Annotated in this window: 17 protein-coding genes; 16 read left to right on the top strand and 1 reads right to left on the bottom strand. The window is 57.7% G+C overall.

Translation table 11 applies throughout. The features are described from left to right. The first annotated feature begins 32 nt into the window (after positions 1-32). The 11 genes from GH722_04470 (at position 33) to GH722_04420 (ending at position 14611) form a co-directional block, all read left to right on the top strand. A complete protein-coding gene (locus GH722_04470) occupies positions 33-1742 on the top strand; it encodes a carbamoyl transferase (GenBank protein MRG71012.1) in 1710 nt (569 codons plus the stop codon). Between the two features lie 8 nt (positions 1743-1750). Beyond that, complete coding sequence (gene pseI / locus GH722_04465; protein MRG71011.1) at positions 1751-2794, top strand: pseudaminic acid synthase; 1044 nt, start codon at positions 1751-1753, stop codon at positions 2792-2794. A 65-nt stretch (positions 2795-2859) separates the two neighbouring features. Beyond that, the gene (locus GH722_04460) at positions 2860-4071 is read left to right on the top strand and encodes a radical SAM protein (protein ID MRG71010.1); all 1212 of its coding nucleotides are present in this window, start codon (positions 2860-2862) and stop codon (positions 4069-4071) included. 15 nt (positions 4072-4086) lie between these two features. Further along, positions 4087-5889 carry an ATP-binding cassette domain-containing protein gene (locus GH722_04455; protein ID MRG71009.1) on the top strand — a complete coding sequence of 601 codons (1803 nt, stop codon included), beginning with the start codon at positions 4087-4089 and terminating at the stop codon, positions 5887-5889. Further along, positions 5886-7487: a hypothetical protein gene (locus GH722_04450; GenBank protein ID MRG71008.1), complete on the top strand. Its 1602-nt coding sequence runs from the start codon at positions 5886-5888 to the stop codon at positions 7485-7487. Before GH722_04455 ends, GH722_04450 begins: the two co-directional genes overlap by 4 nt. Beyond that, complete coding sequence (gene kdsB / locus GH722_04445) at positions 7487-8266, top strand: 3-deoxy-manno-octulosonate cytidylyltransferase (protein ID MRG71007.1); 780 nt, start codon at positions 7487-7489, stop codon at positions 8264-8266. The genes GH722_04450 and kdsB overlap by 1 nt, the downstream gene beginning before the upstream one ends. A gap of 2 nt (positions 8267-8268) precedes the next feature. Then, entirely contained in the window at positions 8269-9279 is a 1011-nt protein-coding gene (locus tag GH722_04440; protein ID MRG71006.1) for a gfo/Idh/MocA family oxidoreductase, read from the top strand. Between the two features lie 191 nt (positions 9280-9470). Beyond that, on the top strand, positions 9471-10694 hold the full coding sequence (locus GH722_04435; GenBank protein ID MRG71005.1) for a hypothetical protein: 1224 nt from the start codon (positions 9471-9473) through the stop codon (positions 10692-10694). Beyond that, positions 10694-11908, top strand: coding sequence for a hypothetical protein (locus GH722_04430; protein MRG71004.1), 1215 nt, complete (start codon positions 10694-10696; stop codon positions 11906-11908). Before GH722_04435 ends, GH722_04430 begins: the two co-directional genes overlap by 1 nt. Then, entirely contained in the window at positions 11898-13442 is a 1545-nt protein-coding gene (locus GH722_04425) for an AMP-binding protein (protein ID MRG71003.1), read from the top strand. The genes GH722_04430 and GH722_04425 overlap by 11 nt, the downstream gene beginning before the upstream one ends. A 5-nt stretch (positions 13443-13447) precedes the next feature. Continuing rightward, the gene (locus GH722_04420) at positions 13448-14611 is read left to right on the top strand and encodes a methyltransferase domain-containing protein (protein MRG71002.1); all 1164 of its coding nucleotides are present in this window, start codon (positions 13448-13450) and stop codon (positions 14609-14611) included. 34 nt (positions 14612-14645) lie between these two features. Here GH722_04420 and GH722_04415 read toward each other — a convergent pair whose 3' ends face one another. Then, positions 14646-14888 (bottom strand): acyl carrier protein, encoded by a 243-nt coding sequence (locus GH722_04415; protein MRG71001.1) that lies wholly within the window; start codon positions 14886-14888, stop codon positions 14646-14648. A 110-nt stretch (positions 14889-14998) separates the two neighbouring features. On the opposite strand from GH722_04415, the gene GH722_04410 reads away from it, so the two are divergent. From GH722_04410 to GH722_04390, 5 genes are read left to right on the top strand one after another with little or no spacing between them, the layout of a single operon-like run. Beyond that, positions 14999-16279: a 4-hydroxy-2-oxovalerate aldolase gene (locus tag GH722_04410; GenBank protein MRG71000.1), complete on the top strand. Its 1281-nt coding sequence runs from the start codon at positions 14999-15001 to the stop codon at positions 16277-16279. Positions 16280-16296: 17 nt separating this feature from the next. Beyond that, the gene (locus tag GH722_04405) at positions 16297-16974 is read left to right on the top strand and encodes a hypothetical protein (protein ID MRG70999.1); all 678 of its coding nucleotides are present in this window, start codon (positions 16297-16299) and stop codon (positions 16972-16974) included. Between the two features lie 11 nt (positions 16975-16985). Continuing rightward, entirely contained in the window at positions 16986-18071 is a 1086-nt protein-coding gene (locus GH722_04400; protein ID MRG70998.1) for a methyltransferase domain-containing protein, read from the top strand. Continuing rightward, positions 18068-18793 (top strand): SDR family oxidoreductase, encoded by a 726-nt coding sequence (locus GH722_04395; protein ID MRG70997.1) that lies wholly within the window; start codon positions 18068-18070, stop codon positions 18791-18793. Before GH722_04400 ends, GH722_04395 begins: the two co-directional genes overlap by 4 nt. A 4-nt stretch (positions 18794-18797) precedes the next feature. Beyond that, positions 18798-19859: a 3-dehydroquinate synthase gene (locus GH722_04390; protein MRG70996.1), complete on the top strand. Its 1062-nt coding sequence runs from the start codon at positions 18798-18800 to the stop codon at positions 19857-19859. The last annotated feature ends 2 nt before the right edge of the window (positions 19860-19861 follow it).

Here is a 19861-nt window from a genome sequence, read left to right as displayed (position 1 = left end):
GCTGACAAACGAAGTTTTGGGAAGGTGAATTGATGTATATTCTCGGACTGCAGAACGCTGCGGATTCCGGTGTCTGTCTCATGAAAGATGGCATCGTTCTGGATGCTGTGAATGAAGAACGGTTCAATCGGATTAAGCTGGCAGGTGGCTGGCCGGAAAGAAGTCTCGCCTATGTGCTCGACCGGCATGGCCTGACGCTCGATGATATCGACTGCTTTGCCTATGGCTGGCATGGCGGCACGACAAACAATTCCGATTACATCATCAGGTTTACGGACCGGCTTCTGGCGGAAACCGCTCACGGACATCCGGATGCACCGGAAATCATCCGTCAGCGTGTGTTTGTCGAGAACGACCGTGATGCCATGGTCCGAAATGATTTTGATACGAAGATGACCGAGCTTGGTATCAGTCCGGACCGTATCGTTTATCTTGACCATCACATGACGCACGCCTGGTCGGCTTATGCTTTCTCTCCTTATGAAGAGAGTTTCGTGTTTACCCTTGATGGTCGCGGTGACCGGAAGTCCGGGTCTGTATCCTTTGCTGACCCGAAGAACGGGGTGCAGGAACATGATTATCTGATTTCGGCTTTCGACGGTCTTGGGTTCCTGTATGGCCAGGTTACCCATCAGCTTGGCTATACGCCGCACCGGCATGAAGGCAAGGTGACGGGGCTCGCGGCGCATGGTGATCCGAACAAAACCCTGCCGCTGTTCAACAGGCTGATCAGTTTTGAAGATGATTCGATCCGTGCCCGGATTGGTCTCTACAAGCCGTTTTATACGAATCTGCAACCTGAACTGAAGGCTGCCTTTGATGCCCATACACGGGAAGACCTGGCCGCTGGTGTGCAGAAGCACTGTGAAAACCTGATCGCCCGCTGGGTTGAAACCTGGATGAAGAAGATCGACCGCCCGGATGTTCGTAATGTCTGCCTGGCAGGTGGCATCTTCGGCAATGTGCGGATCAATCAGATCGTTGGCGATCTGCCCGGCGTCGACAATGTCTATATCTTCCCGCATATGGGTGACGGTGGTCTGCCGATGGGTGCCGTGGCTTATGCCAACTTCCTGAAAACCGGCCATGCAAAGCATGATATGCCAACCGCCTACCTCGGGCCGGAATACAGCAATGCTGAGATCGAGAAAGTTTTGTCGCGTTATCAGGGCCGGATCGATGTGGAACTGATGAACGACAAGGTTGCCCGAATTGCTGATGATCTGCGCAATGACCGTGTCGTCGGATATTTTGACAATCGCATGGAATATGGTCCGCGTGCCCTTGGTGCCCGGTCAATGATGTATCATGCCCGTGATAACTCGGTGAATGAATGGCTGAACAAACGGCTTTCCCGAACCGAGTTCATGCCGTTCGCACCGGTCACACCGCAGGAATATGCCGCCGAGAGTTACATCGGCTGGCGTGAACAGGATGTCTGCGCGCATTTCATGACGAAGACCTATGACTGTACGGATGCTTTCAAGAAAGATCATCCGGCGGTTGCCCATGTTGACGGCACCGCCCGGCCGCAAATCGTCACCCGGGAGATGAATGGTGACTATTATTCCATCGTCAAAGCCTACTGTGACGCGACGGGTGACCGTGCCGTGATCAATACCAGTTTCAACCGGCATGAAGAGCCTATCGTCTGCTCGCCGGAAGATGCTGTCGAAAGCCTGCTGCAGAACACATCGGATGTTCTGTCGGTCGGTGATTACCGGATAACCCTGCCAGGATGACGGCTATCATGGATATCGCAGGCCGGCAGGTCGGCCCTGGTGCGCCACCCTATATTGTCGCTGAAATGAGCGGCAATCATAACGGCGACCTTGGTCGGGCACTGGAGATTATCCGGGTTATCGGGGAAACCGGTGCTGATGCGGTAAAGATTCAGACCTATACCGCCGATACGATTACAATTGACCATGACAGTCCCGAATTCCGGATTGAAACCGGTGGTTTATGGGACGGTCGCAGCCTTTACGATCTCTATGATGAAGCCCATACGCCATGGGACTGGCATCAGGCCATGTTTGATTGTGCCCGGGATGCGGGTCTTGCGATTTTCTCCGCACCTTTCGACCATAGTGCAGTTGATTTTCTCGAAGACCTGAATTGTCCGGCTTACAAGATTGCCTCATTTGAAATTGTCGATTTGCCGCTGATTGCAAAGACAGCGGCAACGGGCAAACCGCTGATCATATCAACGGGCATGGCCGTTATGGAGGAAATCCGGGAGGCGGTTGCCGTTGCCCGGAAGGCTGGGGCAACAGACATTGCTGTCCTGCACTGCGTCAGTGGCTATCCCACTCCGGCATCGGAAAGTAATCTTGCGACCATTCCGCATCTGGCGGCAGAACTGGGTGTCCAGATCGGGTTGTCAGATCATACTCTGGGCACGGCAGTGCCGGTGGCTGCGGTCGCCCTCGGTGCGACCATTATCGAGAAACATGTTACTCTTCGCCGTTCAGATGGCGGCCCGGATTCCGCCTTCTCGCTGGAGCCCGATGAACTGGCACGGATGGTTGAAGATTGCCGCACAGCCAGCCTGGCGCTGGGAAAAGCCGGTTATCACCGCAAGCCGTCGGAAGAAAAGAACACGGTTTTCCGTCGCTCGGTTTATGTTGTTTCGGATATCAGGGCTGGTGAAACCATTCAGCCACACCATATTCGGTCAATCCGGCCGGGTTATGGTATCCCGCCGAAACATATCGAAGAGATTCTCGGCCGGACCGCCGCAACAGACCTGAAGCGCGGTACGGCCCTGAAATGGGACATGATCGCGGACTGAACGGCTCCCCGGTCGAATTTCGCATGGAAACTGAAATCAGTATTTTTGAACAGGAGTGATGTCTCATGACGTCATTGATGCGCACGATCAAAGACCAGATCCCGCAGAGCGTTAAGCGCAAGTACCACGACCGCCGTCGTGAGAAGCGGTTGGCGGGGCAGGGGTCGCTGGAGACAATCCGGGGTATCGTCAACGACATGAAGACGCGCAGTGTTGAAGACTGCTTCCGGGCCGAAATTACGGATCCGTCAATCAGTGTCGAGGAAGCACCAATTCATGTCTCGGCGATCGAGATCAATGATTCCTGTAACCTGAACTGCGCGATGTGCGAAACCAAGAAGGCCGAGCGCGGTAAAAAGGGGCTGATGAACATTGATGACTTCCGTAAAGGTGTCGAGAAGCTCTGTGCACGCGGTATGCGGTCAACCAACCTGCATACCCTTGGTGACCCGATCGCCAACCGGAACCTGCGCGACTATCTGGAAATCCTGCGCGACAACGATGTCTATCTGACCAACTTCTCGACCAACGGTCTGATGATGAAGCGTCACATGGATACGATTTTCGAATTCCGCGACAATATCGGTACGATGCGGTTTTCGATTGATGCCGCGACCAAGCCAACCTACGAGCGAATCCGCGTCGGCGGCACGTTCGAGGGGCTGCACGAGAATCTTCTGGCCTTCAAGGAACGCAATGACGCGGCCCCGAATCCGTTCGCGATCAATGTCAGCGCGGTGGTTTCGGCTGACAACTATCACGAACTGGCCATGATCCCGCATGTCTTCTCCTATCTGGCAGAACCGACGGCCTTTTCGTTCGGCATGTTGTCGACGCAGGCTCCGACTCATGGTTATTTCCACAAGTTCAACCTGTTTGGCGAAAACTATCAGGTCCGGCAGCCCTGCAATCGCAACTGGCGCAGCCTGTTCGTTCTCAAGAACGGTGACATGACGACCTGCTGTCAGGATTATCACGGCGATATCATCTTCGGTAACCTGTTCGAAGATGATGTTGATAAGGTCTATAACTCCGACTTCATGCAGGGTGTCCGCAAGGCGCATCTGGAAAATGATGTGCCAAGCATGCCGAAAATCTGTCAGGGTTGCTTTGTTGTGGACCCCAGGCTGGATGAAGTCTTCAACGGTATTTTCCAGCATTTCTTCCGCAATGTGCGCAAGCACCCGGTCTATCTGCAGCAGGCGCTGAACGATTTGCGTCCGAAACTGGCAGCCATGGATATGGATGGTGTCATGGAGATCGTCGAAGCCCTCTAGGCGTCGTCGCAACCGATGTTCAGACAGATTATCTCGTCGATCCGGGTCATTGATCGTTCGGCCCTGCCGGGGGCAGTGCTGCTTGGCCTGCTGATTTGCCTGAATTCGATCATGGAGGCGGTCGGTGTCGGGCTTGTTTTCGGTCTGATGAAGCTGATCGAAAATCCGGCGCTTATTGTTGAGAACGAGAAACTGAGTGCGGTCTATGACTGGTTCGGCTTTGCCAGCAACCGTGAGTTCATGACCGCCGCCGTGATGTTTCTGCTTGTGGCTTTTGCCTTCAAGGCGGTCCTGTTTCTGCTGGTGACCTGGCAGAAATACAGCTTTACCACCCGGAATGAGGCGGCGGTCGCAAAGCGGCTGTTTCACCGCTATCTTGATTGTCCCTATCAGCAGGTCGCCGAACGCAATTCGGCCGAGCTGATCACGAATATCGCCAACCGGGTTTTTGCTGTCGTCCAGACCACGGTCATGGGGGCAATTACCATCGTCACCGATCTGTTCACTGTTGCTGCGGTGACATTGGTCCTGATGACGCTGGAACCTTTTGTCACATTGGGTACGGCGATCTTTCTGGGCGTTGCCGTTGTCGTTTCGGTCACTGCATTGCGGCCTTTCCTGTACAGGATGGGAACCCAGGATGTTGCGTATTCCGAAGCCTTCCTGAAAGTCCTGAAGGAAAGCCTCGATAGCCTGAAGGAAATCCGGATTTCCGGCTCCGCCCGGTTTTTTGCCCGGCGGTTTGGTGACATTCGCCTCAATCAGGCGGCGATGCGCAGGGTGTTCCTGACCCTTCAGGAAGCACCTAAAACGGTTATTGAGCTGGTTATTGTCTATGCCATGCTGGGTGTCATTCTGTTTGCCCAGTATCGGGCTGACAGTCCCGGGCAGTTGCTGGCCCTGCTGTCATTATTTGGTATTGCCGCGCTGCGCATCATGCCGGCAACCAACCGTATTCTGTTCACCATCAACCATATTCAGTCCCAGCGTGAGAATGTCCGGATGGTGGTGGCTGATTTCGATATGCTGGGGTCTGAAGAGGCCGTGACCGGCGAGGAGTCTTCCGTCGTCTTCAGCCAGTCGGTCGAACTGGCTGATGTTTCCTTTACCTATCCCGGTGCGGATCGTCCGGCGCTGGACGGATTGTCGGTGATCATTGCCCGGGGAGAACGTATCGGCATTGTCGGCCCATCAGGGGCAGGCAAGACCTCGTTTGCAAATCTGGTGATGGGGCTGATTGCGCCGCAACAGGGCGATGTCCGGGTTGATGGCCAGAGCATTCGTGGCCGGCTGGCTTCATGGCGGCGTCATATCGGCTATGTTCCGCAATCTATCCGGCTGTTTGATGACAGCCTGCGTCGCAACATCGCCATTGGCCGGGAAGATGACGAGATCAATGAGGAACGGGTGTCCTCTGCTGTCCGGCTGGCCCAGCTTGATCAGGTTGTTGCAGGTCTGCCGGACGGGCTGGACACGCTGGTCGGCGAACATGGCGCACGCCTGTCCGGCGGTCAGATGCAGCGGGTCGGTATTGCCCGTGCCCTGTATCACGACCCGGATGTGCTGGTGCTGGATGAAGCGACCGCTGCACTCGACATGGCGACCGAACGCGACCTGAATGATGCGATTGAGAAACTGGCGGGCAAGACACAGCTGGTCATTGCGCACCGCCTGTCGACCGTGCGGACCTGTGACCGGCTGTTCTATATGGAAGATGGCCGGATCACTGCGATTGGCCGGTTTGATGATCTCTACGACAGTAACCCTGCTTTTCGCCGGCTGGTTGACCTGATGCAAAGCGGTGATAACCGGGCATGACGGTCCGTCTGAAGGCAATATCGCCGGGAGGCGGTGGCCTGCTCGACATTCTGGGGCCGGATGGTGGCTCGCCTGAAGGTTTGTCAGCAGAACTGGAAGCCTGTTTTGCCAGGAGCCGTGAAGTCTGGCTGAAGCTGGCGGCGGACCTGCCTGCTGATGCCGTGAATGATCGCGGCCATTTCGGCACCTGTGCTCCAAACGTCAGTGATTTCGGCCTGCTGACCGGCTGGGCCGGGCTGGTGACCGAACTGGGCGCACGGGATGAGGTTTATGATGTTCATTGCGCGGACCCCTGGCTGTTTCGTCATCTCGCCGGGCTGCCCGGCGTCAGTGCCGGATCACCGCCGTCCCTGCTGCCGGTCAGGCTGAAAACCGCAGTGCGGGGCTGGCTGGCACGCGGGCGCGTGGCCGTCACCATGTTCCGGAACTGTCTGGCAGCGCGGGGGCAAAAACCATCAGCCGGTGGTCGATGGCTGATGGTATATGGCCATCCCGCCAGTACGTCTGACGGGCGTGACGGGTATTTTGGCGAGCTGATGCAGCAGCAACCGGACTTGCAGCGCATCCTGCATGTGGATTGCGCGGTTCCCCGGGGCCGCGAACTGGCGGCAGACGGCCGTACGTTTCTGTTGCATGGATACGGTTCCCCTTTATATGCCCTGTCGCTGATTTTCCGGGAATGGCGCCTGCGGGAAAGCTCCGTCAAAGGCCCGTACGAATGGCTGGTTCGCCGGGCACTGGTGCTGGACAGCGGCTATGCCGGGGCTGCGATGATTGCCTGGCAGATACATTGCCAGCGCCGCTGGCTGGCGACAATTTCGCCGGATGTCGTGTTCTGGCCGTGGGAGAATCATGGCTGGGAGCGCTCTTTCTGCCGTGATCTGCGGGCGTCGGGTGGAACCTCAGTCGGTTATCAGCATTCCGTGGTGGGCCAGCAATGGAATCTCGGACCGGGTTCGAACCCTGACGGTGCGGCCAGTCTGCCGGACCGGATTTTCTGTAACGGTGCGTCGGGCTTCCGTCAGTTGCTGGAGGCAGGACATCCGGAGGCGAGACTGGTTCTGGCCGGTGCCTGGCGTTTTCCGAAGCCGGAACCGGTGACCTGGTCAGCAGACGCACCGGTATTTGTCGCGGCACCGTTCGATCTCGCTGTGGCCCGACAGATGCTGGAGGCCTGCAGGGCGGTACCTGATCGTCGGTTTGTGATCCGGGTGCATCCGATGACACCACTCGAATTTACGGAAGAAGGCAATATTGCCGCGGCGACGGGGCCGCTCTCTTCGCAGAAATCGGTGTCGGCTGTGATTTACGCAGCGACGACAGTTGGTCTGGAGGCCTGGATGCTGGGTCTGCCTGTGCTGCGCTTTCAGCCGGAAGCGCGGATTGCCATTGATATTCTGCCGGATGATGCGTCTGTTCCCGTTTCTGACCATGCCGGGCTGGCTGACAACCTGAACCGGGTTATCAGCGCAGGGGCTGTTGAGGGGCGGCAGACCGGGGATATCTTCTCGCCGGTCGACAGGACGGTCTGGGAAGAGTATCCCCTGTCCACCAGAGATCACCCGGTTGATGTACCAGCAAAGGAAGTAACAGTCTGATGCGTGTGCTTTGTTTTATTCCGGCCCGTATGGCCTCCAGCCGCTACCCCGGCAAACCGCTGGCCCCCCTGCTGGGTCTGCCGCTGGTGCTGCATGTCTATCGCCGGTGCCGGATGCTGGCCGGTGTGGATGAAGTTATCGTCACAACCTGCGATGAGGAAATTGCCGAGGCGGCGCGGGCGGATGGTGCGACTGTCATCATGACCCGCGATACCCATCCCGGCTGCGTCGACCGGGTTGAGGAAGCCATTGAATATCTGCCGGAGCCACCGGCGGAGGATGATCTGATCCTGATGGTGCAGGGCGATGAAGTGCTGGTGACTCCGCAGATGATGTCTGCCGTCATTGATGCCTACCGGGCAGAACCGTCGCCGGTGGTCAATCTGGCCTCGCCTTTATCAAAGCCGGAAGATCAGGATGACCCGAATGCGGTGAAGGTGGTTGCGGCACCGGACGGGCGGGCGCTGTTCTTCTCGCGCTCGGCTATTCCGAATCGCTCGCGGGCGCCGGGTGTGGTTGCCTTCCAGCAAACCGGTGTCATCGGTTTCTCTGCCGCTTTTCTGAAGACATTCGGCAAGCTGCCGCAGACCCCGCTGGAACTGATCGAAAAGATCGACATGCTGCGAACCCTCGAACATGGCTATCCCATCCGCATCGTGAAGGCAGACCGGGAAACCATCGGTGTTGATACACCGGCTGATCTGGCCCGCGCCGAAGGTGTGCTGCGGGAGGATCCGGTGACCCGCGATTATATGACCCTTCCGGAGGAGACGGCGTGAGCCTGCGTGTCGGTATTGCCGGATTCGGCGTCGTCGGTCAGCGTCGCCGTGAACATATTGATGCACATCCGGATATGCAGACCGTGGCCGTGGCAGACCGCAGCTTTGAAACGGATGGAACCTTTGAAGACGGGGTTCGCTATTACCGGAGTTACAGGGACCTGCTGGGCGAAAATCTTGATGCCCTGTTTGTCTGCCTGACCAATGATGTTGCCGCCGAGGTGACGCGGGCCGGGCTGGAACGCGGGTTCCATCTGTTCTGTGAAAAGCCGCCGGGCCGCAATGTCGAGGATATTGAATCTGTCCGTGAGGTTGAACAGCAGCGCCCGGATCTGGTCCTGAAATACGGTTTCAACCACCGTTATCACGACTCTGTTCAGGATGCGCTGACACTGGTGCGTTCGGGAGAGCTTGGCCGGGTGCTCAATATGAAGGGCGCGTACGGAAAGTCTGCGATCATCAACTTCCAGTCGGACTGGCGAACGAAACGCGAGATTGCGGGGGGCGGCATCCTGCTTGATCAGGGCATCCATATGGTTGACCTGATGCGTCTGTTTGCCGGCGAGTTCGATGATGTCCACAGCTTTGTCAGTAATGATTACTGGAAGCATGATGTGGAAGATAACGCCTTTGCCCTGATGCGCAGCCGGTCCGGCGTGGTGGCCATGCTGCATTCGACGGCAACCCAGTGGCGGCATCGGTTTAATCTGGAAATGGCGCTGGAAGAAGGCACCATCGTACTGGCGGGGCTGCTGACCGGTTCAAAAAGCTATGGTGCGGAAACGCTCACGGTTGCCTGGCGTTCGCATAACGGGGAAGGTGACCCGAAAGAACAGGTGACGCGGTATAATACCGATCCGTCCTGGCGTCGGGAAATTGATGAATTTGCCGACGCTGTCATGGGTCGGGCCGAAGTCCAGAATGGGTCTTCCGCTGATGCGCTGGCAACGATGGAACTGGTTTACCGGATCTACCGGGCTGATCCAGAATGGCGCGAACGATGGGATCTGTAGAGGTGGCCATGTTTGACATCTGCTGTGCCCCCGCAGATAAGACCGCCGGTTTGCATCTTGGTCAGTAAAATGTCGTCACCCCTCAATCATGCTGTTTCTCTTGGTCTGCTTGCGTTCAAGCTGCTGATTTTCGTTTATCTCACGATGGAGACGGTGACGATTGTCAACGTCGCCTATCAGCAATTCTGACTGTGACGGACGGGATAACCCATACCGGCTGGATCAGCCGCCTGATCAGATGTGGCCTTGTCCTGATCTTTGCCGTTGCTGCCCTTGAACTGTTTGTGCGGCTTTTTGTTTTCCCGGACTGGCGTGACCTGTCGCCCCAGATTCTCGAACCGCATCCGGTGTTTCTGCGTTTTTCTGCGCCGGATCTTTCTGCGCGTCAGTACGATCCTCCGAATTTTGATGTTCTGATCGAAACCAACAGCCTTGGTTTCAGGGACCGCCGGGAAGGTTTTGAGCAAGATCTGGCTGGTCTGTGGTTATGTGGTGGCTCGAACGTCTTTGGCACCGGCGTCAACAATGACGAAACGATGGCCTCGCAAATCGAGAAGTTCGGTTACCGGGTTGCCAATCTGGCTGCTGAGGGATCACAGATCGAAATTGAAACCCGGGTCATGCGTTATCTGATGCGTGAAGGTTTCAGGCCGAAGGCTGTGATTTGCGCCATCACGACACCCGGTGCCATTTATGACACTGTCGATAAGGGCTGGTTGCAGCAGTTTGATGCCCCCTTGCCTGAGGCCGATGCCATCGCCAAGCCGGCTGCAAAAATTCAGTCTGCTGCCGACCGGCTCTGGTTCGCAGTGAACAGGGTGGTGCCGATTACCGAGGATGGTACGGCGTTTTCCGTGCTGGCAGCGAAAGCGCGACTGGTCAAGTCCAGCGCGATCTATGGCGCGCTGAAGTACGGTGTGGGTGAAATTCCGCCACTTTATGACTGGCTGCGTCAGCGCGGATATATTGCTGATTCCGATCTGCATATCAGCGGCGAGGCCGATCTGTATCTGAAAGACCTGCCGGAGAAACAGGTGGTACGGCTGGCGAATATGGGACGGTTCCTTGTGCGGCTGCGCGATCTGGTTCAGGAGCGGCTGGGTGTGCCGTTCGGCATCGTGCTGGTGCCGACACAGCATCAGGTTTATCCGGCGAGGTTTGCGAAATATCTGGCACATAACGGCCTGAACCCGGCCGCTTACGATCTGGCGCTGCCAAACCGGCGGCTGGCTGAAATTCTGTCTGCCAGCGGAATTCCGTCGCTTGATCTGCGGCCGCCTCTGCTGGCCCGGAATGATGAGGCCCTGACTTTCATCAACAATGGGCATCTGAATCCGCGTGGTCAGGAAGTTGCGGCTGAATATATCGCTCCCTGGATAGCCTCTGCCCTTGGTGTCGAGGCGGTGAAACCCTGATGATCTATGATCCGATCTCCGTCGATTCGATCGGTTTTGCCCTGCTTGCCAGCAGTCTGATTCTCTGCGCCTGGGGACAGCGCACCCGAAAGTATTTTCTTCCGGCACTGGGACTCGTCAGCGCGTTCATGGCGCTGACCTGGCTGAAACCGGCGGACCTGCTGGCACTGGCTGCCTTTCTTGTTCCCCCCTATCTGCTGATCCGCAGCCGCTGGGGAGCAGACCAGGATGAGGGGCAGTCGGCGGTGGTCGTACTGCTGGTCTGGCAGGTCGGATTGTTCATTCTGCTGCGCGGCTATGGCCCGGCGGATATCGAGCGCTGGATCAGCCATCCGGTTTCCGTGATTGGCCTGTCCTATATCCTGTTCCGGCAAATTCATATGATTGTGGATGCACCGGATTCGGGGGATCTGCCGCTGACGCCACTGCATTACTGGGGCTATCTCGCAGCCTTCTGGACGTTCCTTGCCGGACCCATCCAGCGTTATGAGGATTTTTGTGACGGCCTGAACGAGATCGGACGGCCTGATACAGCAGAACAGCTGGCGGCCGGCCATCGTATCGCGAATGGTCTGATTCTGGGCTTCCTGATCGCGCCACTGTTTCTGCCGACGCAGAATCTGGCCCTGCTGCGGGAAGAGGGGGCGAACTGGCTCGATTTCCTCATCGTGTTCTACAGCTTTCCGATTTACCTCTATCTGAATTTTACCGGTTATACGGATGTCATGATCGGAATCAGCCGCCTTTGCGGCATGACGACGATGCCGGAGAACTTCAACCGGCCTTTCCTGGGCCGTAACATTCAGGACTTCTGGGCACGCTGGCATATCTCGCTGTCCACCTGGATCGGCCATTATGTGTTCAACCCGCTGAATGCGACGATCATGCGCCGGGTCGACCCGGCCTGGCACAAACTGGCCATGGCGGGTGCGCTCTATGTCACCTTTTTTGTTGTCGGTATGTGGCATGGCACGACCCTGAACTTCTTCATCTTTGGTCTGGCCCATGCGACAGGTGTGCTGGTCAATGTCGCCTATGGTGCGATGATGACCCGATGGCTTGGCCGTGACCGCCGCAAGGTTGTGCTGGCCCATCCGGTGATGCGCTGGGCCTCGATCTTTCTCTGCATCAATTATATCTGCATCACCATGTTCGTGGTGAACTATGACCTCACCGACCTTTATCAGACCATGAGGCTGTTCTTTGGTATCTGACCCCGGTTCTGCATATGCCCGGTATCTGGAAAACGTCTTTCTGACGCGAACCAGCCATCCGTTTCTGATCTCGGGTTTCGATGACCGCAGCCTGACCTATGGCGAGGCGTTCGACCTGTCGCGGCGGGTTGCGGGCTGGATGGCAGGGCAGGGCGTGTCCGCCGGTGATGCCGTCTGCCTGTCGTCGCCGAATGATGTTGATCTGGCGGTCTGTTACCTCGCGGTGATGCATCTGGGCGGGCGGATCGTGCCGCTGAACCCGCAACTGACAACGACGGACCGGCAGAACATTGTCGCGGTCAATCAGCCGAAGCTGATACTGGCTGATCCGGGTTTGAGGGAATCGACAGAGACGCTGGCCCGTGCCGCGGGTTGTGAGGCGCCGCTGGTCAGTGGTGATGAAACACTGCTGCCGTCCGAGGCCCGTGAGGCTGCGCCTCATGCCCGCAGCTTTGGTGAAGCAGGTGACAATGATGTCTTCCTGACCGCCTATTCTTCCGGCAGCACCGCCGCCCCCAAGGGCGTTGATGTGACCTGGCTCGGCATGTTCGGAAATGCTATCGCCTATGCCCGTCATATGGGACTGGATCAGGATTGCCGGTTCTACAATACCCTGCCGATGACCTATATGGGCGGGCTCTACAACATGACCATGCTGCCGGCGGTGCTGGGGGCGACCACCATTGTCGATCACGTACTGGGCCCGGCAAACCTGTTTTCCTACTGGGATCAGGTTGATGACTTCAGGGCCGATACGCTCTGGTTTGCTGCTGCCATTCTGTCCATGCTGATGGCTGCCGACCGGGGTGATGATCTGTCAGAAATTATCAGGCGGGTACGGTTTTCCTTCTGCGGGTTTGCCCCGCTGCCGGAGGAAGTCAGGTTGCGTTTTGAAGACCGTTTCGGTCTCAGCCTGCTGGAGAATTATGCCTCCAGCGAATGCCTGTTTGTAACCGCCCGTAAACCGGGTGTTCTTCATCCGGCAGGCTCGAAAGGCCCGGTTCTGGAAGGTATTACGGTTGATATTATCGGTCCGGACGGGGCTTTGCTCCCACAGGGCAGTGAAGGGGAAGTGCGTATCAATACACCGCATCTGGCTGCGGGATATCGCGCCGGGAGCGAGACAGATGCCGCCGCGATCACGCCGGATGGCTTCCTGTCCGGTGATCTGGGATATCTGGATGACAATGGCGAACTGTTCATCACCGGACGGGCCAAAGACCTGATTATCCGGGGCGGTGAGAATATCAGCCCGGCGAGTGTCGAGGAGACACTGGTGGCACATCCGCTGGTCACGGCTGCAGCCGTTGCCGGTCTGCCGGACCCGGTTTACGGGGAGACGGTTGGTGCCGCGCTGGTTCTGGGCAAGGGAGGGGATGCCGGTAGTCTGGAGGATATTACCCGGTTCTGCCGGACAAATTTGCCGAATGCCCGTGTACCGACAAAACTGATAATCGTTAGTGATCTGCCGAAAGGGCCAACCGGCAAGGTTGACCGCAAGGCGGTACGCGACCTGCTGACAGCAGAAGGATAACACTCATGGCCGATGACAAACTGTACTGGAATACGGCGGCGGTTGTGGTGCCGCTGGGTGGTGGAAAGCTGCGCCTGTTCCAGCCGGTCATGCGCCGTAACCTCATTGCCCCGCTGGGCTTCATGGCGGCGGTTGATCTGTTGCAGGGCGGATGCCGCAAAGATGATCTTGTCGCCGCGCTGGGGGATGCCGGTGATACAATGACGCTGGAGGATGCGACATCCTTCACGCTCTGGGATCATGTTTTTCGCAATCCCGGCATGTTTGACCCGTCGGCGATTGAAGAGACGGTCACCGGACTGGATGAGGCCATCGACCTGCTGACGGATTGCGGGTTCATTGCGGACCAGGCGAATCCGCCGCTGGATTTTGCCAAACGCTCGTTCGCCGACCGGTTTCGCGGCACCTATCACGAGCAGATCGGCACGGAATGCCTGTTCAACCGGACAGAGCCTGCGGACTGGTGGACAGCCCAGAAGTTCGAACCTGATCTGACAACCCTTCGTCCGACACCTTACCGGGATATCGAGCAGAAATTTCTTGAGGCTTATGTCCCGGAAAATCTCGCCGGGCAGGATGTGCTCGAAGTTGGCTGCGGTACGGGTTTCTTCACCGGACTGATTGCCCGCCACGCGGCCTCAACCGTAGGCATGGATTATAACGCAGACTATATCGACGCGGCGCGACGGGATCATCCGGATGCGGAATTCCATGTTGGCGACCTGCTGGCACTGGATGATTTTGACCGCACTATTTCAGAACGTCGTTTTGATCGTGTGGTCCTGATCGACACCTTCCTGTTCCTGTTCGACCAGACCTTTCAGAACAGCCTGTATGAACAGCGCATCAAGGTCATGCAGGGGTTGCGCCGGTTCCTGAAACCCGGTGGCCGGTTGCTGATCATGGATCCGCATCCGTTCTGGCTGACCCCGTGGGTCGGCACGTCAGAAACCCCGGTCGGCCTGATTTCGGAATATCGCCGGCGCTGGTTCAAGGTGACACCGACTCTGGAAGAGGTCTCGGAGACCCTGACCGGTGCCGGTTTCCATATCGCCCGTATTCTGGAGCCGGATATCGACCCGGCCTATGCGAAGACCGACCCGGTCGGCCACGCCTTCATGGCTCAGTTCCCACAATGGTGGTTCTTCGAGGCTGTCGCCGCAGAGTAGAGAGTGCGGCCAGGAATCGGTTATTTGCTGATTGTCAGGCTTTTTTCTTTGCGACCACGGCAGTCAGGTCGCCGACATTCTTCAGGCCGGATATTTCACGGGTTGAAAAACGGATGGAAAAGGCCCGCTCCACGGCGATAATCAGCCGGACATGATTCAGGCTGTCCCAGCCGTCGACATCGTCGGCGGTCATTTCAGGTACAGGATCCGGGGCGTCGGGGCCGAACACATCGCGGAAAACCTCGCCCAGTGTGGCGTATATCTCTTCAGTCTGCATGAAAAAGGCCAGAGTCGTGCGGTTGACAAGCGAGCAAGGTAACTAACATAACAGTCCACTTCTGCAAGACTATCTGCCGTCGCAGGACGGCGCTGACAGGATAAAGGCACATGCCCCTCGATTTGAAGCAGGTTCAGATACTCGAATGCACGTTGCGTGATGGCAGTTATCTGATTGATTTCCAGTTTACCGCTGATGACACGACCCGCCTGACGCGGGCGCTCGACAAGCTCGGTATGCGACTGATTGAAGTCGGTCACGGGGTTGGCATTGCCGCTTCTCCCTCCAAGGGGCGGGCAGCAGCAACGGATGTCGAATATGTCCGGGCGGCCCGTGCCGGATCAAAGAATGCGCTGATCGGCATGTTCTGTATCCCCGGCATCGCGACGCTGGATGATCTGAAAGCCTGCGTTGATGCGGGTCTGCAATTCGTCCGGATTGGCGCCAATGTCGACGCGGTTGCACAGACCGAGGAATTTATCGGGGAAGCCCGCAAGATGGGCCTGCTGGTATTCTGCAACTTCATGAAATCCTATGCCATGAAGCCGGAAGCCTTCGCCTCCGTCGCCCGTATCAGCGCCGATTTCGGGGCGCAGTGCCTGTATGTGGTCGACAGTGCCGGCGGCATGATGCCGGACGAGGTGAAGCATTACACTCAGGCCATTCTGGATGTGGTCGATATGCCTGTCGGCTTCCACAGTCATAATAATCTGGGCCTCGCCGTCGCCAATTCGATGGCCGCCATTGATGCGGGTGCGACAATTGTCGATACCACACTGCTCGGCATGGGCCGGTCGTCCGGTAACGCGCCGACGGAAACCATGGTCTCGTTGCTGCAGCGCCGGTATGGCGCCTGCAAGGATATGGATCCGACGCTCTATGTTGAACTGGCGGAACGTGCCGTGGCTCCGCTGATGCGTAATCGCTGGGATGATTCGATGAAGACGGCGCTGGGTATGGCGCAGGTCCATTCGATGTATGCGCCGAAGATAGAGCGTGCCGCCGAAGAAGCCGGGCTGAATCTCTATAGTCTGATTGCCGAGGTTGGTCGCCGGGACATGCTGAACCTGTCGGATGTGGTGCTTGAAAAGGCGTCGAAAGCGGCCGCCAGTGAGCAGAAAGTCAGCGAACTTCTCGGTGATGTCTCGCTGGTCGAAGCGCCTGTTGACGCAAGTGATCTGGCCGGTGCCGTGTTGCTGGCACGCAAGCTGAACCTGCCGGTACATGCGGTTCTGGTGTCTGCCGACAAGTTTGCCTCGGTCGAGGTGACCCGTGCCGCCGTGGAGATTGCGACGACAGAGGCAAAGCTGGCCGATCTGCATGAACAGGCAAAGTTCCAGGGGGTTGATGTACAGTCCCCGCCTGACCGCAATATTCGTTTTTCCGCCTGATATCGGACACAGAAAACATGAAAATCGTTGATCTCTCTGTCGAGCTGGCGCACGGCATGGTGCGTTACCCCTCGCCTTATCTTCCGGCGGTCACGCTGGATGATGCCGCAACCCATGAGGTTGAGGCACGACATGCGCAGATCCTGCGCTGTGGCACCCATGTCTCGACCCATCTGGACGCGCCCTATCACGCAATTCCCGACGGCAAGAAGATCGACGAGCTGCCGCTGGAGCATCTCTGCGGCAATGCGGTGAAACTGCGCATTCCCGATGGCCGCACCAAGGACAGCCCGCTCGATGCGGCAGACTTCGCAAATTTCGCGGAAAAGGATACGGTCGAGAAACTGGTGATCGAAACCGGCTGGGCAAAGGCAACCTGGGGCACGGTCGATTACTTCACGGAAGGTCCGAACATCACCCGCGAGGCTGCCCGTGAACTGGCAAGCTGGCCGAAGCTGCATCTGATCGCGATGGATTTCCCGAATATCGATTCCAAGGCCGAGACGGTGATGGGCAAGCCGAACCCGAATCATGTCATTCTGCTGGGTCGGGAGATCCTGCTGCTGGAAAATCTGGTCCGGCTGGAAGAATGCCCGGATCATTTCTTCCTGTCCTCGCCGCCGCCGAAGCTGGTGGGTGGTGACGGCTGCCCCTGCCGTGCCGTCGCCATGTTTCCATCCCCCTTTCCCGGCTGATCTGACGAACCTTGCTGTCTGAAACTGAACAACGTGTGCGGCGCGACGCAGGCGAGCGCCTGCGCTGTCCCGCCTGTCATCATGACGGGCTGACGATTGCCGGTGACGGTGCGTCACTGGTCTGTTCGTCCTGCGGGGCGGGCTATCCCCTGGATGGCGAAGGGGGCTTTGCCTCGCTGCTGTCAGACTTTACCGGTGGTGAGGTCAAAGGCGATATTCAGGCCTGGTGGGGTGACCTTTATCGCCAGCTTTATGAGGGCCATGAAGAGGGCGTCGATCAGGCGGAACTCAACCGCCGGATTGCGGATGTCGAAGACCTGTTCCGGTTGCGGGAGCATCTTTGTACCGAGGAAATGCCGCTGGATGATCTGGCCGGCAAAACCGTGCTGGAAATCGGACCGGGCGCGGGTGCGCATTCCTGTGTCTTCCTGCGCCACGGGGCAGAGGTGACTGCCGCCGATATCACCATCGAACGTGCCGCGGCGACCATGCGGAAATTCTCGATCCTGGCGCCGGGCCGCGGGCAGGCCTATCAGGCGGATGCCGAGAACCTGCCGTTTCAGGATAACAGCTTCGATTTCGTCTATTCGAACGGCGTGCTGCATCATTCCGACGATACCAATCGCTGCATTGCCGAGGTCAACCGGGTGCTGAAACCGGGTGGGCGGGCAGTGCTGATGCTCTATGCCCGGCACAGCTCCGTCTACTGGTGCAACGTGCTGCCGCGTGCCCTGCTGACGCTGGAGTTCTTTCGCTGGCCGGAAGCCAACTGGGTCGGGCGTCTGACCGAGGGCAAACCAAAGTTCGGGGATGTCCGGAACCCGGTGACACGGGTTTATTCGGCGAAAGAAATTCACGAGGTAATGGCTGCCTTCGAGATGAAGAGCCTGCGCAAGTCCAGTTTTCAGTTCGATAATGTTACCATCCCGCGCATGACGCAGATTCGCGACTGGTGGCTGGAGAAGACGGGAACAAAGCCGCATCCCGGCGGTATCCCGATCTATGGCAAGAAGTTCCTGCCGGAATCAAAGCTGGAGCTCGCCATCGGACGGCATTTCGGTTTCTGCTGGAACATCGTGGCGGAGAAAAGATCATGACCGGTAAACTTCCCCTGACCGGCAAGCGTGCGCTGGTGACCGGCGGTACACGCGGCATCGGATATGCCATTGCGGAACGGCTGCGCGATGATGGCGCGGAAGTCTATGTCACCGGTACGGGACCGGACGGCAAGGGCCCGAAACGGACCGCTTACTGGCAGGTTGATTTTACGGATCAGGCATCGACGGCGGCTTTTGCCGAAACCATCTCGACCCGTGGCATTGACGTGCTGGTCAATAATGCCGGGATCAACAAGGTCAGCCCGTTTGCGGAGATCGACCCGGAGGATTTCCGGCGCGTTCAGAAGGTGAATGTGGAAGCGCCGTTTATTCTTGCCCGCGCGGTTGTCGGCGGCATGGTGCAGCGGGGATGGGGGCGTATCGTTACCATTGCATCGATCTGGGGCAATATCTCGAAGGCAGGACGGGCACCTTATTCGACCAGCAAGTTTGCGGTCGACGGCATGACGGCGGCACTGGCGGCAGAGGTCGCGGGTGCCGGGGTGCTCTGCAACTGTGTCTCTCCCGGTTTCATTGATACGGATCTTACCCGGCAGGTGCTGGGGGATGATGGTATCGCCGAACTGGTGGCGCAGGTGCCGGCCGGGCGTCTTGGACAGCCGCAGGAAATCGCGGCACTGGTGGCCTGGTTGTCGGGACCGGAAAACAGCTATATCAGCGGCCAGAATATTCTTATCGACGGAGGGTTTACCCGTGTCTGACCAGATGATCATTCAGTCCCACAAGGGACCGTATGAGGTGCATTTCCGGAAAGATGCCATCGACAATATGGCTGGCCTGCTGCCGGAAAGCGGTGTGGTGCTGATTGATGCCCATGTGGCTGACCTCTATCAGGACCGTATCGGGGCTGCGCTGGCAGGCTGGCCGGTGGTCCGGATCGACGCGAAGGAAACCAACAAGTCGCTGGAAGCCATGCCGGGTTTCGTCGATCAGCTTGTCGATGCCCAGCTGCGCCGTGACCAGTGCATTGTCGCCATCGGCGGCGGTATCATTCAGGACATCACCTGCTTTCTGGCCAGCACTCTGTTGCGGGGTGTCGAGTGGCATTTCTTCCCGACCACCCTGCTGGCACAGGCGGATTCCTGCATCGGCTCGAAAAGCTCCATCAACAGCGGTTCGACGAAGAATATTCTCGGCACCTTCAATCCGGCCCGGAAAATCTATATCTGCACGGATTTCCTGAAGACGCTGAATGAACGGGATCTGCGTTCCGGTATCGGTGAAATCCTGAAAGCCCATGCGATTGCCGGCCCTGCTGCTTTTGACGCGCTGGCGGCAGAATATGACGGCTTGCTGGAACGCGGGCCGGTGCTGGAGAAGTGGATCCGGTCGTCGCTCGATATCAAGAAGGAATATATCGAGGAAGACGAGTTCGATCAGGCGCGGCGCAACATTTTCAATTATGGCCACAGCTTCGGTCATGCCATCGAATCCGTCACCAACTATGCGGTCCCGCATGGCATTGCGGTGACCATGGGCATGGATATGGCAAACCATGTGGCGGCCAGTCTGGGCGTTGCCGGTGACGATCAGTTCCGGCGTACACATCCGACCTTCCGGACCAACTATGCCGGTTTTGAGACGGTTGAAATTGATGTCGATGCGATGCGCCGGGCGATGTCGAAGGACAAGAAGAACATTGGCCGCAACAGCGTCACGCTGATCCTGCCGGGCCGGGACGGAACCCTGTTCCGGGCGCCTTACGATAATGATGACCGCTTCGCCGACGCCTGCCGCAGTTTCCTGCACGAAGGTCGCGCTGCGTGATA

This window comes from Alphaproteobacteria bacterium HT1-32, from assembly GCA_009649675.1.
GTDB lineage: Bacteria > Pseudomonadota > Alphaproteobacteria > Rhodospirillales > HT1-32 > HT1-32.
Note: the sequence above shows the minus strand (reverse complement) of the source record. Positions and strands in the feature narration are given on the sequence as shown.

Bases quoted from the DNA above. Each gene is read 5' to 3' on its own strand.
- GH722_04460 (MRG71010.1), top strand. From the start codon at position 2,860: ATGACGTCATTGATGCGCACGATCAAAGACCAGATCCCGCAGAGCGTT.
- GH722_04410 (MRG71000.1), top strand. From the start codon at position 14,999: ATGCCCCTCGATTTGAAGCAGGTTCAGATACTCGAATGCACGTTGCGT.
- GH722_04395 (MRG70997.1), top strand. From the start codon at position 18,068: ATGACCGGTAAACTTCCCCTGACCGGCAAGCGTGCGCTGGTGACCGGC.
- kdsB (MRG71007.1), top strand. From the start codon at position 7,487: ATGCGTGTGCTTTGTTTTATTCCGGCCCGTATGGCCTCCAGCCGCTAC.
- GH722_04470 (MRG71012.1), top strand. From the start codon at position 33: ATGTATATTCTCGGACTGCAGAACGCTGCGGATTCCGGTGTCTGTCTC.
- GH722_04450 (MRG71008.1), top strand. From the start codon at position 5,886: ATGACGGTCCGTCTGAAGGCAATATCGCCGGGAGGCGGTGGCCTGCTC.
- GH722_04430 (MRG71004.1), top strand. From the start codon at position 10,694: ATGATCTATGATCCGATCTCCGTCGATTCGATCGGTTTTGCCCTGCTT.
- GH722_04455 (MRG71009.1), top strand. From the start codon at position 4,087: ATGTTCAGACAGATTATCTCGTCGATCCGGGTCATTGATCGTTCGGCC.
- GH722_04415 (MRG71001.1), bottom strand. From the start codon at position 14,888: ATGCAGACTGAAGAGATATACGCCACACTGGGCGAGGTTTTCCGCGAT.
- GH722_04420 (MRG71002.1), top strand. From the start codon at position 13,448: ATGGCCGATGACAAACTGTACTGGAATACGGCGGCGGTTGTGGTGCCG.
- pseI (MRG71011.1), top strand. From the start codon at position 1,751: ATGGATATCGCAGGCCGGCAGGTCGGCCCTGGTGCGCCACCCTATATT.
- GH722_04390 (MRG70996.1), top strand. From the start codon at position 18,798: ATGATCATTCAGTCCCACAAGGGACCGTATGAGGTGCATTTCCGGAAA.
- GH722_04405 (MRG70999.1), top strand. From the start codon at position 16,297: ATGAAAATCGTTGATCTCTCTGTCGAGCTGGCGCACGGCATGGTGCGT.